We start from the raw sequence: 17,962 nt of genomic DNA, 5'->3' as shown, positions 1-17,962 counted from the left end.
TCGTGCATGAGACCAATTTTTTTAATCCATTTATTGCTTCTGTGGTTTTTTAGTCAAAATATTCAAGCTCAAAATTTTGAAATAGCTCCTAAAGACACCATTTTTTCTAATGCTTTAATAAAGATTCAAGCAAATCGAAATCCTGTTCGGGTGATGGAATTGCTCAATACTTTACCTAGCATTGAAACTTGCGGAAATGATAGTTTAATGGCTGATTTATACTATTTCTATGGATCAGCCTTTGGGCAAATGGGTCAGTTTGATTCTTCTCATTTCTATTTAGATAAAGCGTTATCCATTTCTGCCAGCGCTCCTTTACCATTGAACCAGGTAGGATCTTTAATTGCCCAGGGTAATGTTTATTGGGGAATGGAGTTTTATCATTTGGCTCTTGAAAAATATCAAGAAGCACTTGTGATTGCAGAACAACAAGAAGGTCAGGAATTTGACACATTTCTTGTGATGATTTTAGGAAATATAGGAGGTATTTATTCTCAGTTAAAAGAGTTAGATAAGGCATTTGAATACGTAATCAAGAGTAATGAGATTGGAGTTCAAACAAACAATTTACGTCCAAGAAGCCATATGAAAATTGGTCGGTATTTACTGGACTTAAATAAACCGGAACAGGCTCGAGATAGTCTACATCGTTCGATGAAATTGATCATTTCACACAATGATTCTATTGCATTGGTTCATTGTTTTGAATATTTAAGCCAAGCGCATCTTCAATTGAATAATTTTGACTCTGCAAACTATTACCTCCAACTCTGTACAAAGACTGGAGAAAAGTTAGGATACTTTTTGGATGACATTCATTTAAATATGGGTATTCTGGAATTCGAAAAAGGAAATTTCTCCTCTGCTAAAGCCCACTATTTAAAAGGATTGGATTTATATATAAAAAAGGGCAAATTAAAAGGTCAGGCAGAAGCTTATGAATTGCTAAGTCAATTGGCCAAACGGCAAAATCAGAACGAATTATCACTGAGTTATTTTGAATTATTCAAGGCGCTGAGTGATTCTATTTATATCAAAGACAGGGCAGTAAGAGTTCATGAGTTGGAAACCAAATTCGAAGTAAAGAAAAAGGAGGATCAAATCGTGCGCCTTGAGTTAGAAAATGAATTGAATGAGACTCAATTATCTGAAGCTAAATGGCAAACGCTAATGATTGGATCAGGTGCATTGTTTCTCTTGTTGTTAGGAGCCATATTCTTTTTCTTCTACAAGAAAAAACAAAGGTCTGATCAGTTGGCTCAACAATTACAATATGATGCTTTATATAAGCGATATATCGATTTTATCAATGGACCTTCTAGTTTTGAATTGACATTGAGTATTTCGGCCTTGAATGAACGGTTACACAATCCATTGACTGAACGCGAATACGAAATTCTACAAGCTGGACTGAATGGGATGACCAATCAGCAAATAGCCGACAAATTCTTCGTGTCATTGAGTACTGTAAAGTTTCATTTGGGGAATGTGTACAATAAATTTGGAGTGACGAACAAAAAAGAAGCTTTGGAATATGTGGTTAAAACTACCTAGCACAACCCTCTTTCTCTTATTGTCTTTTCATTTGTTGAAGGCTCAAAATATGGCGCTCATTGAGGCTGAATTTGCAGCCGAAAATTATGAAAAGGTGATTCAATTTGCAGACTCGATCCTTATGGACGAATTGGTCTCTAATCAGCCCAGATTGCATCAACTTCGTGCAGATTCCTATTATTACCTCGGTGACATAGAAAAATCATTGGAAAGCTATTTTCAAGCCATTCATGCTGGAGAGCAAGCCGAAGTTCGTGACGAATTACTTCTAACCGAATGCTATAGTCATGCTGGATTTTGTTATCGAGAAATGGGGCTGTATCAGCATGCTTTCCCACATTACGAACGTTCCCTAGCGATAGCCAAAAGTATCAATACAGATATCGAGATTGCAGAGCAATATTACAACTTAGGTACACTTTATCAATATATCGGCGACTATGAAAATTCCATCAAAATGCTGGACAGTGCTTATCAAATAGACTTGGCTAGAAAGGATAACGTGGCTATTGGTTTTGATTTGTCTCTCCTCAGCGAACTTAAGGCACAAACCGGTGACTATCAGGAAGCCCTATATTATGCCAAAGAATCGCTGGATTTGTATGAATCAGGAACTGGAAATGCCAACTCTTTTGGAACCAGACTAAACTTAGTGAGTGATAGGTTTATGCAACTTGATCAATTGGATAGTACCACATATTATCTGGATCAAGCAACCAAGGAATTCATGAAACTGGATGATCAATGGAGATTGGCTAGTTGCTGGCTTGATCGAGCCAGGTTAAACATGAAAAAGAAACAATTCACTCAAGCCATAGTTTGGAGTCAGCGAGCCAATGATTTCTATTCTGCTCGTAGCAATAGTCAGTTTTTTATTCTATCAAATAATATCATTGCTGAAGCCTATATGGAAATGCAACTCACCGATGAAGCCATCGCCATATTAGAAGAAAATCAAAAGCAATGTGAGCAACTAGGACAAATAAAGAACCTTAGGAAAAACTACCAACTTCAAGCTAAAGTCTTTGCACTCAGTGGAGATCAAGAACAAGCAGATCGATGGACTAAAAAACATCAAGTGCTAGAGGATTCAATTCAGTCTCTAAATAATCTTGAACAACTAAATAGGCTGGCTCTTCAAGTAAAATTCGACAAGCTCGAGCAGGAAAATATGATATTAACTGAGCGCAATGAATTGGCTGAATCTGATTTATCAGAAAAAACCAACAGGCTTAATTTGTTGACCATAGGAGGTTTTGTCACCTTCGTGCTATTGCTGTCAGTCTTTTTTGCGATTAGAAATAGGCTCAAAAGAAAAAATCAATTACTCGAAGAGGAGCTCGCCGTGCTTAGAACCCAAATCAAAGGTCTATTAGAGGGTGATGCCAGCGATTTGGAAGTTGACCTTAGTAAACTCAACCACTGCCTCACCACACCATTGACAGATAGAGAATTTGAGATTTTAAGACATGCGATTGGTGATATGAACAACTCTCAAATTGCAGAAAAAGTGTTTGTATCAGTGAATACTGTCAAATATCATTTAAAAAATATCTACGAAAAATTAGGTGTCTCAAATCGAAAGCAAGCACTCGAATATGTCGTTCGCACGAATTAATTCATTCTTCTGTATAACATACTTGCTTTCGCAAATTATAATTAGTTTCAACCACCTAAAGAATCAGATTACACATCAATGAAATCCATTTTCAAGCACATTTCCGCATCATCAGCTCTCTTGATTATAGTCTCTTCTGTATGTGCCCAGTCCAATCACAGTTGGTTGTCACAATTAGAAAAAGTTGAGCAAAGTCAAAATCCACCTGAAAATTTGAACCTATTAGCTGAATTGAAACCTACAGTACAGGATCAGGTTGACTCTTTACAAGTTAGATTTTACCTTCAATTAGGTATTACTTTTGGCCAATTAGGACAAGCAGATTCGTCTATTCTTTTTTTGACTAAAAGCCAAAACTTAGCTAAAACGGTAGGAGACCGGCCTCGATTGATGAGATCCTATAGTTCTTTGGGTGTCCTGCACCGAATTCAAGGTAAGCATGAAGCTTCATTGGCATACTTTCAGCAGGCATTGGACATTGCAGAGCAAGGAGAGGGACGTGATTTCGAGCTGGCTCAAGCCGAAATACTAGGAAATTCGGGTGGTATTTTTTATCAATTGAAAGATTATAGTTCTGCTAGTGAATATACCAAGAGAGCGCTTGAGAAGGCGCTACAGCTAGAAGATACTTCTGAAATTGCATACGATTATCTTCGCCTGGCGATTGTATATCAAGCCATGGACAGTTTGGATTTGAGCTTGAATTACAATCAGGAGGCAAGCAGGTTTATGGAAATGTTGCAAGACACAACTACATTAATCTACATTGAAAATACGTTGGGAAGTATATATAAAAAGAAAAACCAACTCGATTCGGCACTATATCACAACGAAAAAGCAGCAGAATTTGCCAAATTATTAGGAGATGCAGCCAATCAAGCACATACATTATTGGGCGTGGCAGAAATATATTTTGAACAAGGAAAATTGGCAGCTGCCGAAAAAAGAGTGTACGAATCGCTATCCATTTCAGAAAATCAGAATTTCCCTATTCATTCTAAAAACGCACATTATCTGTTGTTTCAAATTGCAGAACAAAGGGCACTTCCAGTTGTAGCGCTGAGAGAGCACAAAAGCTATGTAGCGATCAATGATTCTTTGAATGCTGTGGAAACCCGAGAGAGAATTGCAGAATTGGAAACCAAATATGAGACGGAAAAGAAGGAAGCAGAAATAGTGAAATTAAAATTAGAGAATGAATTACAAGAGGCAAACTTGGCCCGGAGCCGAAATGCGCAGTTAGCAATAGTTGTCGGCAGTGTGCTGACGATTCTACTTCTCGTCGTGTTCTTTATTTTCAAATACAAAAAACAAAAAGCCGAAAGAGAGGCTCAGGAACTCCAATTGGAAGCACTTAAAAAGCGATTTATTGAATTGCATGCGAGCCCAGCTGACTTGGCTGTTGCCCTAGACTTCAAAGAACTCAATAGTAAACTTCATAACCCATTGACCGAACGTGAGTTTGAAGCTCTGAAACTGAGCTTAGAAGGTAAGACTAACCCAGAAATTGCTGATCAAATCTTCGTTTCTGTGAGTACAGTGAAGTACCATTTGCGAAATACCTATGCAAAAATGGGTGTGACCAACAGAAAAGAAGCTTTTCAATACATGCTTAAAACTAATTGATTGTCAGTTAGTTAGTAAATACTACCCACTAGGGTAGTGAAGGATTGACCCATAGGGTCAGGTAAAAAACTTTGTATTTCCGCGTATTTCGTTGGCATAAAACATTCAAAACTTTATGCCATGAAAAATCTAGTACTTATTCTACTTGCTTGGTCTCTGGGAGGACTCGTACAAGCGCAAAATGTGAACATTCCAGATGCTAATATGAAGGCGGCATTGCTCGCTCATAGCCCAGTGATTGACACCAATGGAGATACAGAAATACAAGAGAGTGAAGCCGCCGCCGTGATGTCGTCTTTGAGCCTTGCCTCAAAAGGAATATCCGACATGACAGGTATCGAAGCCTTCGTCAATATCACTACACTCTATGCCTCTGGTAATTCAATAGGTAGTATTGATTTGAGTGATAACACGAAATTGACCTATCTATATATCAATGCTAACAGTCTCTCGACCCTTGACCTCAGTAGCAATGATGATATTAGCCAAGTGTACTGCTATAGCAATAATATCTCAAATTTTACTTTACCTGCTGACCCTTCAAATTTGCTCATCTTGAATATTGGAAATAATCCATTTACCGGTTCATTCGATTTCAGTTCTTATACCACTCTTACTTATTTGGGATTGTTCACTGGTGGTATCAGCACTTTGGATGTGAGTATGATGTCGAATTTAACCACACTGTCAGTCGGTAATAATAGTCTTACTTCTTTAGATGTAAGTATGTTGCCTGACTTGCATACTTTGTATGCGAATAACAATAGCCTGACATCGCTCAATGCCAATAATGGCATGCAGTTGAGGTCTATAAATGTAGAAAACAATGCGGGACTAGAGTGCATCTCCGTTTTTGATACGGAAAATCCAACTACTAATCAATTGGATATTGATGAGGGAGTTTCATTCGAAGAAGATTGTGACAACCCAACATTGGCTTTCCCAGATCATAATTTTGCAGCAGCACTTTTGGCTCATTCGCCGAGTATTGATACCGATGACAATGGAAAAATTGGAACCATGGAGGCGGCAGATTTCACTGGTACGCTCGATGTGAGCAACAAAGGAATCCTCTCCGCTGCTGGGATTGAAGCTTTTACAGGAATGACGGGAGTGAATGTGAGCAACAATCAGATCATCACGTTAGACCTTAGTGCCAGTGCATCCTTGACATCAGTAGATGTTTCAGACAATAGTCTGACGGTATTCAAATTTGACAATGGAGCCAATACTTCGGTGACCATATTCGATGCTACTGGCAATGAGGATTTGACTTGCCTGACCGTGGACAATGCTACCTATTCACAATCGAACTGGACCAACATTCCTGCTGGTGCTGGATTTAGCACGGACTGTGCTATAGACATTCCCAACGCAGCTTTCAAAACGAAACTCACCACTCACTCGCCAGATATTGATTTGAATGATGACGGAGAAATTCAAGTAAGCGAGGCCTTTGCTTTTGCAGGTGATATGAACGTGAGCAACAGCACGAGCATCACAGATCTCATTGGGATAGAAGCATTTGTGAATATTTCGTATCTCCAGGCCGTCAACAATGACCTGCAAAGTATTGATGTCACACAAAACACTAAACTGGAAGAGCTAAGATTATTCAACAATGCTGACCTTGCAGAAGTGAATATGACCACGCTAAATAGTCTTTCTATTGCCTATATTTCTGGTCTTAATTTATCAATTGTGGATGTCACCAATTGCCCCGAGCTGACCCGACTATACACTTCAGGTAGTGACCTTGCCGAACTAGATCTTTCTAATAATCTTAAGCTTGATTTCTTAAGTGCTGGTAACTCTGGACTAACATCGGTAGACCTAAGCAATAACACACTGCTGGATGAAGTGTATTTGCATCAGAATAACCTACTTAGCTTGGATCTATCGGCAACCACATCCTATAGCAGCATCAATATCACTAGCAATTCAAACCTGACATGTGTCAGAGTGCATGATCTCAACTATGCCAACTCAAATATCAGTTTTGATGGGAGTACCTACTTTTCACTAGAAACCTGTCCTCCTGCCATTCCAGACCCTAAGCTGCGAGCAGCATTGCTAGCACATGACCCTGTGATAGATACCAACGATGATGATATTTTACAACTCTCAGAAAGACTGGCTTTTACTGGCACGTTATCATTAGGTTCCAAATTAATTACAGATTTGACTGGTCTTGATAGTTTTGAAAACATTACTGGACTTGAAGTCAATAACAATTCGATAAGCGAAGCCGATGTGAGTGCATTTACACAGCTGAAAGATCTCAATTTACAGGGTTTATTTGGTGGTGGCATTTCAGAATTGGATTTAAGCGCGAATACAGTCCTCGAAACCTTAGAATTGAATGGTAGTGGACTCACTGCTGTGGATGTCTCCAGCCTAGCCAATCTAAAAGAACTGAATTGTAGTTATATGCAATTGACCGCATTGGATTTAAGTAACAATCCAGAGCTATTGATTTTGGACATAGAGAATAATGACTTTTCTACTATTGACCTTTCGACCAATATCAAGCTTGTCGAACTCAACACTCGAGAAACGCCACTTACCGCTCTTAATCTCAACCAAAACACCTTGTTGGAAACCTTAAATATCCAATCTATTCCAACACTGTTGACGATAGACCTGAGTGCAAACACAGCCTTAAAATCGCTCACAGCGGATGATGGAGCATTTACGTCTCTAGACTTGAGTCAGAATGTGGCGCTTGAATATGTGAATTGTGGTAAAAACGATTTGACCTCATTGACTTTTGGCAATAGCCCAAGCCTTACAGAATTGCTAGCCAATCAGACCACTCTTGAAAATATTGATTTAAGCACATTGACAGGGCTAGAAGAATTGAAAATGAACGAAGGACAACTTGCGACGCTAGACCTTTCGCAAAATACACAGCTGATTGAAGTCCTGGTTTCCAATCATTCGCTCACTTCTATCGATGTAACGAATAGCCCAAATCTTGAGGTTCTCAATGCCAATGAAAACTTACTACCTTCTATAGACTTAAGCGGGAATCCGCTATTGGAATACCTTGATTTGTTCGAGAATGAGTTGACGGAACTTGATGTTTCGAACAACCCAATACTGAATTCTGTAGATTTTGATGGTAATCAAGTGGTATATCTTGACTTCAGTCAGAACCCGCTACTAGAATATGTATATGCATCTGATAATGAGAATTTACATGGGTTCAACATCGCCAATGGCGCTAATGAACTGATAGAGGGATTGGAACTCAACAACAATCCCAAACTAGTATGTGTGACCGTGGACGATGTCATCTATGCGGAAAGCAATTTTACGGACACTGATTCAGAGGTATCATTCAGCACAGCATGCGGCAATTACGAAACGGATATACTCACATTCGAATTTTCTTCCCAGTCGGAGACAGCTTCTATCAACTACGAAGATCATACTGTAGTTATCGAAGTGGTGGCGGGTACTGATATTGGAGCATTGACACCAGCACTTACTGTATCTGCTGATGCATCGTATTCACCAGAGGGCGAGCAAGATTTCAATACGACTGTGACTTATGAGGTCACAGCTGGTGATGGCAGAATAGAAGAGTGGGACGTCACCGTATCGGAAGCATTGGCCAGTCCTACAGATATTGAAGTGTCCCCTGGTGTCATAGATGAAAATAGTGTTCCTGGTTCTTTGGTGGGTGATCTATCGTCTGTAGACGAAAGCTTCAATGATAGCTTTGTGTATGATTTGGTGTCAGGCGATGGAGACGCAGACAATAGCGATTTTGAGGTGTCAGGAGATCAACTCCTAAGCGTTTCAAATTTTGATTTTGAAACCAAGAGCAGTTACAATATCAGAATCCAAACGGATGATCAAAACGGTGGGGTTTACGAAAAGGCCATTGAAATCACCATCGGTGATGTAAATGAAGCGCCAACTGGCCTTCAACTCTCCAATAGTACCATAGATGAAAGCAATCCTATTGGAAGCTTCATTGGAGAGCTGAGCACGGATGATGTGGATTTGACTGACACCTTCACCTACACCTTCAAAGATGGAAATACTGACAATGATTCATTTGCGATTGAAGAAGATCAACTCGTGACAGCCGAAGTATTAGATTTCGAAACTAAAACATCTTATACGATAGATCTCATAGTGACAGATCAAGGTGGTTTTACTTACGAAGAATCTTTTTCCATTTCGGTCAATGACTTGCCAGCTTCTGTTACAGCTATTACGCTTGACAATGACAACATAGGTGAAAATGAAGAAGCAGGAACCTTAGTAGGAAGTTTGCTGACTTCGGGAGAAGACTTGTCCGGCAGTTTTACTTATGCTTTGGTAGCAGGGGAAGGCGATGATGATAATGAGTCATTCGCACTTTCTGTGGATCAAATATCGACAGCAGCGAGTTTCAATTATGAACTAAAAACTAGCTATACGATACGTGTAAGTACGGATGATGGCAATGGATATACGCTAGAAGAGGAATTGATAATTTCTATAAACGATGTTTCAGAATCTACAGATGCTAATATTCTAACCTTCGTTTTGGCAGAAGAAACTGGAGATGCGGTGATTGATAACGAAAATCATACGATAGCTGTGGAAGTCGCCTATGGCACAGACGTAACGAGTCTAAATCCGGCCATAACGGTTTCAGCAGGAGCAAATATTTCTCTGTCTGGTGCTCAAGATTTTACTAATGCTGTGACCTATACAGTGACTGCAGAAGAGCCCACAGTTGCGGTAGATTGGATCGTCACTGTGATGGAAGCAGCTAGCAATGAGACGGATATTCTAAGTTTTGAATTGGCTGACCAAACGGGTAGCGCTATTATTGATGCTACTAATCATACAGTATCCTTAGAAGTTGTTTATGGCACAGATGTCACTAGTTTGGAACCTACAGTGTCACTATCCACAGGTGCATCTATTTCTCCTACTGGAGCACAAGATTTTACAGAGACCGTAAGCTATACCGTGACCGCCGAAAATTCATCAGACACTCAGGTATGGCTGATTACAGTTTCAATAGCACCCAATTCAGCAACTGATATTTTAGAATTTTCAATGGCAGGGCAGACAGATCCTGCCACGCTAGATCAAACCAATCATACCATAATGATCGAGGTGACTTCGGAAACAGATATAACTAATCTCACGCCAACTATTACTCTTTCAGATGGTGCTTCTATTTCTCCATCTGGAGCGCAGGATTTCTCTTCAGCGTTCACTTATACAGTGACTGCAGAAGATGGCACGAACCAGGACTGGATTGTAACTGTAACTGTTGAAGTTAGCCAGGTAACTAGTGTAGCAAAGCCAGCGGTAAAGATTTCGCTCTACCCTAATCCTGTGACCCATTCTTTTACTATAGAGAGTGATATCTTGGAGGAGGGAGAACTTCAGATTTTTAATCAGCAAGGGCGCGTGGTCAAATCACAGAAAATTTCCAATGGAGACCATGTGATTGTATCCGAATTGCCAAAAGGCATGTACTATGTCAATGTCTTGGTTCAAGAAAAACTCACAACAACAAAGATTCTTATCCACTAATAAGCTAGGCATAAAAGTTTAGGGTAAGTAATTAAGGGCAGCTTCGGCTGCCCTTTTACTTTAATTTTCTGCCACGTGAATCTCATTACAATGTGCTCTCAAACAGTCCAAGTTGAATTAGCTCATTTTTTTATGTGAATTAAATAAAAAATAATCATGCTCCAGTGGCTCTAATCGCAATATTTTGAAAAACCACCCACCTGGGTAGGGATAGAACTAGACCTAAGGTATAGGCTTATACATTTAATGAAAGGCGAATTTCGGTGTAGAAACTTAAACTTTTTATGCCATGAATTTAATCTCAACGAAGCAAATAGAAAAAATTAAAGAGCACTGGACGTACATAGATAAAGTACTCCTAAGTCTGCTGGTGTTCATAATATGTCTAGCCATGACATTCGTCGCACAAGCTCAGGATACTACTCCTCCTACAATCACCAGTTTGTCACCTGCCAATCTAAGCAACCATATTGATCCAGATGTTGGAGCTTTAACCATGCAGTTAAGTGAAACTGTTGTGGTAGGAGATTTGGCAGAATCTTATGATCAGTTCGAATTGAGGGTGCTATACTCTAATCCAGTAGTTCAGGCTTTTGAGGTGGATGACCCTACACAGGTTACTATATCGGGATCAACCATTACATTAAAAAATGTAGCAACATTACAATATGGTACTTCTTACTATATTTCAATGTCGAGATCCGGTATTGTTGAAGATCTTAGTGGCAATCCTCTTGCGGCCATTACCAACAATGGTATCTGGAGATTCACTACGCAAAAATCCGATTTGGTGGTGACTTCCACTTTTCCATCCAACGGTGCTCAGTTTGTGGAGCCAGATGCTACAACTGATTTTACCATTACGTTCAACCAACAAGTATTTTCTGGCGGAGGACTAAAATATGCTTATTTGCGAGAAGTGGATGGTAGTTCTGTTCAGTCTTGGACTCTCACTTCTACGAACGATGTAACTTTAGATGGAAATACAGTTACCCTTCACCGTTCATTTCATACGATGGATCCTGGAAAGGAATATTATATCTATACTTCAGCAGATGCTTTTAGAGATGCAGAGAGTAGGTACTTTGAAGGGATCAACAATAATGAAACTGATTTCTGGCATTTTTCCACAAAAACGGAAACTACCCCACCCCAAATCAGCAGCCTCGACCCCGCCCATGGAGAAGAGGGAGTCGATCCTAGCAAAAGCGTATTCACCATTAAGTTCGACGAAACGGTGTCGATAGACCGAGCAGGTTATATCGAACTCTATCTCAAAACAAAATCAGGCGCCACCCTCGTTGACCAAACAGATCCGAATGACATTGTGTATAATAAGGGGAATTATCAAATCCCATTCGATGGACATGGAGGATTGATAGCGGGTGGATTATACTATGTCAGTATCGCAGACAATATTTTTCACGATAGCCAAGAAAATTATTTTGACGGTACAAATGTTGAAAACTGGAGTTTTCTTGCCAATAGAAACCCTACAAGTATTTCTTTGAGCAACAGTTCTGTGGATGAAAATCAATCAGCAGGAACAGTAGTTGGTACCATTTCAGCTATAGACCCAGATGAGGGAGACAATGCAACAGTCACGTTAGTCAGTGGTACAGGATCTACGCACAATGCTTCATTTCAGATTGTTGGAAATCAGTTGCAAACTGCCGTAGAACTCGATTACGAAGCTGGTACTACGAGAAGTATTCGAGTTCGTGCTACGGATAATGTAGGAGGTTCTCGCGAACAGGTATTGACCATCAACGTAAGCGACGTGGATGATACGCCACCTAATATCTTAGCAATTGACCCTAGTGACGGATCAACTGGAGTTGATTTATCACCGAGTATTACTTTCACTTTTGATGAAGATGTCCAACTGGCTCCAAGTGGTGTGGCAACATTCCACCTTAGAAGATCTTCTAATGGACAGTCAGCGTTTACTTGGCAATCAGTAGATGGAGTGGCTGACTATATCACTGTATCAGGTAATCAAATGATTTTTGAAGTACCTAATTCGCTCAGTCATAGCACCGAATATTATTTTTCCGGCCAATCTATTTCAGATCTGAATGGAAATACTGGAAATCCTTTTGGTAATAATTCATTTACCACTCGAGCACTGTCCTACGAAACTCAAGTTTTAGCCGCCAGCATCCCTGGCGTAGTGGGTGATCCAGTAATTGACAACGAGAATAATACAATTACAGCCACGGTTCAGGCAACCAGTCCATCCAGAATTGATATTGATCTGGATCTTTCGCTTGGAGCCACTTTTAGTTTTTCATCAAATCCTCAATATTATCAAAACGGAGTGCCCTTTCCCATGACGGTTCGTGCTGAGGCTAACAATTTTGAATCGTGGACTATCACATTGAATTGGGAAGAATTGCAAGGCTCCTATAACGTAGGTGATAATGGCACGTTCACAACTATATCGGATGCAATTGGCCAATTATGGCTAGCCGGAATGTCAGGTGATGTAGTATTTGAAATCGAAGAAGGGTATAATGTAACCAAAACTGTATTCCTAGCGAATCCAGAACCAGATCACAACGTCACCATAAGACCACAGGCTGATGCCACGCAGATAGATCTATATCCAGAGTCTAATTACGGTTCAGTGTTTCGAGTCAATAATGTTATTTCTAATATGATTATAGATGGAGCGGATCCTTCCTCTGGAAATATTGTTATGAATATCAATGCAAATATTGAAGATATAGAGGGTGTTATGTTTTTCGGCAGTGGGGCGTATGATTTTACACTCCAAAATCTCAGATTTAACATCACAGATGGAACTGGCGTGAGCACGAATAGCAACACAGTTGAGATTAGCGGCATTGATGTGATTGGCTGTGAATTTGTAGCAGTTAATACAGAAGCATCGCAAAATGTCAGAGGGATTTGGATGCAAAGATCAAACCTCTCTGATATCAACATTATTGGAAATAAGTTTTATAATCTTCCCAATTCTCCTGATCCGAACTTATTTATGGCTATTGGTGCCAGCGATGACCTTACTGATGTGATTAACAACTCGATAGCTATCAGAGGAAATTCTACCTCAGGGATAATCCGTGCGATCAATGTTTTGCACAATTCTATTCACCTGTATGGAACAGGAGCTGAAACGAATAGCTATCATTATGCCATAGGTTATGGCACTAACATCCAAAACAATAATGTTAGCATAGAAAGAACCTCTGGTACAGGCACGACCAGACGATTTGTACACTATTCCAACATGCAAGCAGAAGATGCTGGGAATAATGTACATATCTTGGAAGACGGTGTGAGTGTGACGCGATATGCGCTAAATGCAGCTGATCTGACAGAAATGTCGTCAATAGCTGCAACTACTACATTTGTTGACGCTGAATTTACAGATGCGTCTGTTGCTGATTTGTCTTTGTCCGGCGGCTCCTATAGCGATAGCGATCTCAGAACGTCTCCCGTAGATGGAGTAGATACAGATATACTAGGCAATTCTAGAAGTGCATCTTGGCCCTCCAAAGGCGCCTACGAAGTGCCCAACAGAGCCTCAGATTTCCTTACGTTCAGCATTCCACAACAAGTCAGCGCACCTACGATCAACACAGACAATCATACCGTGGTAGTGGCCGTCAATGGCGGTACTGCACTGACCAATCTAGTCCCAACTTTTACCATCTCTCCTGGAGCCAGCATCGACAAGGCAAGTGGCGACGAACAGGATTTTACTAATCCCGTTTCTTACTTCATCACCGATGAGCAAGAGTATGCTCAGCAAGAATGGGTAGTCACTGTTTCCGAGCAAAACTTAGCGCCGACGGATATAGCACTTGCCCCATCCAGCATCGATGAAAATGAAGTGGCAGGAACAATAGTAGGAGAATTGAGCGGCACCGATCCGAATGGTGACGAGTTAGTATTTTCTATTGTAGGAGGAGAAAATAGCCAACATGGGTACCTGTTCGAAATAGATGCAGAGACTAATGAACTCAAATCAAAAGCACCATTCGATTTTGAGCAAAACGAAGAATTATACATTAGGATCGAAGCCGATGATCAGGCCGGAGAGACTTACGAGGAAGCTTTGGTCATTTCGGTCATTGACGTAGACGAGGTGGCGCCTGCAGTATCCAGTACTTCTCCAGAAGCCGAAGACAGAGACGTTGCGCTTAATGCCAATCTTACGATCACGTACGACGAGCCTATTCAGGAAGGCTCAGGTACGTACTTACTCAAAACCTTAGATGGTCAACTAGTTGAATCATTGGATGTGTCCGGAGGACAAGTGAGTGTGAGCGGGTCTACAGTCACCATCAACCCCACAAACAATCTTTTGTATAATCAATCCTACTATGTGGAGGCATTTGCAGGAGTAGTGGAAGATATGTTGGGTAACCCCGCACCTGCAATAGCAGAACAGACTTGGTATTTCAACACAGAGACCATAATATCATCATTCAGCCCTGCCGACGAAGCCACAGATGTCAGTCCATTCGCAGATTTGGTGATTACATTCGATGAGCCAGTGGCCTTACAGACAGGTGGCGTATTCCGTATGTTTAGAAAAGCAGATGACGTACAAGTAGGAGTGGATTGGAGTTTTAATGGTGCTACGGCAGATGGGAGTACAGTCACGTTTGATATACCTGAAAATCTGGAGCCAGATGTTGAGATTTACATCAATATTTTGGGTGGCATAGAAGATGCGGGTGGAAATCCCATAGACATTGCGGGTAAGGATACATGGAATTTTACACCAGTGATTCAGTCGCAGACCGTTACGCTTAATCCGATCGCAGAAAAAACCTATGGATCAGGACCTTTTGCATTTACACCTGCTACTTCTACTTCAGGCCAAGCCATTGATTACACCAGCTCTGAAGAATCTGTAGCTACAGTGAGTGGGTCTGTTATTACCATTCACGGGGCAGGAACTACTACAATTCGTGCGACGCAACCAGGCAATACCTATTATGAACCGGCCTTTGTAGAACAGGAATTTACGGTGAATAAAGCTCCGCAGTCAATCACTTTCTTGGGGCCAGCTAATATGACATATGGCGACGCTAATCACGTGCTCAACGGAAGCATAGAGCCGTCAGATAATGATGTTGCCTATGAAATTATCTCTGGAGATGCTGTATTGATTGATCAGGAAGAATTGGAGCTAGTTATAGTCGGAACTGGCGACGTTACTATTAGAGCCACAGGTGAAGAGACCGATAACTATCTGGCACCTAATCATGTAGATAGATCATTTTCAGTCTATAAAAAGACGATTACAGCCATAGCAAATGACGACACTAAAGTATATGGAGAAGATAATCCAACTTTTTCTATCTCTTATGAGGGATTGGCTTATGAGGAGACGAAGGATGTAATAGATACAGAGCCAACAGCAAATTCAGTAGCTGTTTCCAATTCTGGTGTTGGTAATTATGATATTACACTAAGTGGGGGCACAGATGATAATTATGCATTTGAATTCAATAGCGGAAATCTGGAGATTACTAAAAAAATCTTGACAGCAAGTGCCGATGACCAGTCTCGAGAGTATGGAGAATCTAATCCTGGATTTACCTTATCATTCGATGGATTTATTGACGGTGATAACGCAACTGATTTGGTCGGTACGTTGCCATCTAGGATTACATCAGCCGATGAAGACAGCCATACAGGCGAATATGCCATCGAGGTAAGCGGTGGGTCAGATCAGAATTATGAATTCCAATATGAAGATGGAATACTTACTATTACCAAAGCAGAGTTAGAAGTTTTTGCCTATGGTGGAGTCAAAAATTATGGTGATGACAATCCAGAATTTGATATGGAAATTGAAGGGTTCAAGAATGGAGAAACTTCTTCAGTTTTGACAAGCATACCTGTAATAAGCACGGTCGCAACTAAGTATAGCCCTGCTGGCACCTACGATGTAATCGCTAGTGGAGGGGTCTCGGACAACTACACTTTTGATTATGACAATGCGACTTTGACAATTAACAAAGTTGATCTAAGCGCTGAAGTTCAAGATGCAGAACGGATCTATGGAGAAGCAAATCCTGATTTTGAGATTGTATATGATGGCTTTGTAGAAGGTGAAAATGCTAATGATTTAGATAGCCCGTTGGAAGCAATGACCGAGGCCGATGAAAACAGTAACGTGGGTACATACAATATCACTTTGCCAGAAACTGTTGATACCAATTATAATATTTCAACTAGCAGCGGAACGCTTACCATTACAAAAGCCGAGCAAATAGTGATTATCGAAGAGATAACTGACAAAGTGAAAAATGCTCCATCTTTCGATGTAATGGCCAGTGTGAATAGTGGTGCAGAGCTCAACTATTCCGTGTCAGGTCCTGCAACAAATGAAGGTAGTATGATCACCCTAACTGGCGCATTGGGCGTTGTCACCGTTACCGTGTCTGTTGAAGAAAGCATGAATTACACGGCAGACTCAGAGCAGGTGCTTTTTGAAGTGAATGACAAACAGGCACAATCCATCAGTTTTTCTATTGAAGATCAAACCTATGGAAATAGTGTAGAACTAAATGGGGAGTCTTCAAGTGATTTGGAGGTGTCTTATGTTGCATTATCTGGCCCTATTACCTTGTCAGGAAATACTTTGATATTAACAGGTGCAGGAGAAGCAAGTATTACGGCGGTTCAATCTGGTGATGAAGTGTACAATGAAGCCGAACCAGAAACAGTAAACTTCATAATAAGTCCAGCCGCCTTAACAGCCACCGCCCACGATCAAAGTATGATTTATGGAGAAGAGCTGCCGACACTGACATTTGAGTACGACGGTTTCGTAAACGAAGAAGACGAGTCGGATTTGAACGAAGAGCCAACAATCAGCACCGTAGATGCTGCAAGCGATGCAGGCACCTATGAGATAGCTTTAGAGGGCGGAGATGCGGATAATTATTCGATTACCTTGGTAAATGCCACACTCACTATCCAAAAAACAACAGCAACATTAGCAGTCACAGCGATAGCTGATAAATCAACCGTTGACGATCCATTCTCTGTAGAAGCCGAGATAGATTCTGATCAGGATTTGAGTTATAGTGTGACTGGTCCGGCGACAGTTTCTGAAGCAGGTTTGATTACGCTTGACGGTAATGAAGGAGATGTTGAGGTGACCGTATTAGCAGTGGCAAATACTAATTATGAAGAAGCCTCTACGTCCGTATCCTTTAGTGTAATAGACAACAGTCTCAAAACGCAAACGATCACCATCACAGCAATCGAAGACAAGTTGACCACAGACGAAGCGTTCGAAGTGACGGCTTCTTCAACTTCTGAACTGGAAGTAGCCTTGACCGTGACAGGCCCAGCCTCGATAGATGGAACCACGATCACCCTTGATGGTACGGCGGGTACAGTAACCGTATTTGCAAATCAATCCGGCAATGAGGAGTTCGAAGCAGCTGACGAAGTGAGTATCAGTTTTGAGGTGAGCGAGCCAGCAGTAGAGAAGCAAGACCAAACCATCACAATAGCAGATATAGCTGATAAATTGACAACAGATGATGCTTTCGAAGTGGAAGCCTCATCAACGTCTGAGCTTGAAGTTACTTTGACAGTTACCGGTCCAGCCAC

5 protein-coding genes are annotated in these 17,962 nt (G+C 40.8%); all 5 read left to right on the top strand.

Annotated features, from left to right (window positions below):
• Positions 1 to 6 precede the first annotated feature (6 nt).
• A complete protein-coding gene (locus tag ABJH98_RS00090) occupies positions 7 to 1,554 on the top strand; it encodes a LuxR C-terminal-related transcriptional regulator (RefSeq protein WP_348305583.1) in 1,548 nt (515 codons plus the stop codon).
• Positions 1,555 to 1,603: 49 nt separating this feature from the next.
• Positions 1,604 to 3,172 carry a tetratricopeptide repeat protein gene (locus ABJH98_RS00085; protein WP_348305582.1) on the top strand — a complete coding sequence of 523 codons (1,569 nt, stop codon included), beginning with the start codon at positions 1,604 to 1,606 and terminating at the stop codon, positions 3,170 to 3,172.
• A 78-nt stretch (positions 3,173 to 3,250) separates the two neighbouring features.
• Positions 3,251 to 4,798, top strand: coding sequence for a tetratricopeptide repeat protein (locus ABJH98_RS00080; protein WP_348305581.1), 1,548 nt, complete (start codon positions 3,251 to 3,253; stop codon positions 4,796 to 4,798).
• 120 nt (positions 4,799 to 4,918) lie between these two features.
• Positions 4,919 to 10,351 carry a T9SS type A sorting domain-containing protein gene (locus tag ABJH98_RS00075; RefSeq protein ID WP_348305580.1) on the top strand — a complete coding sequence of 1,811 codons (5,433 nt, stop codon included), beginning with the start codon at positions 4,919 to 4,921 and terminating at the stop codon, positions 10,349 to 10,351.
• Between the two features lie 289 nt (positions 10,352 to 10,640).
• Positions 10,641 to 17,962 (top strand): MBG domain-containing protein (locus ABJH98_RS00070; protein ID WP_348305579.1); only part of this gene is annotated, 7,322 nt, incomplete at its 3' end.

The organism is Reichenbachiella sp. (assembly GCF_039969095.1).
Lineage (GTDB): Bacteria > Bacteroidota > Bacteroidia > Cytophagales > Cyclobacteriaceae > Reichenbachiella.
This window is presented reverse-complemented; position numbering and strand designations above follow the sequence as displayed.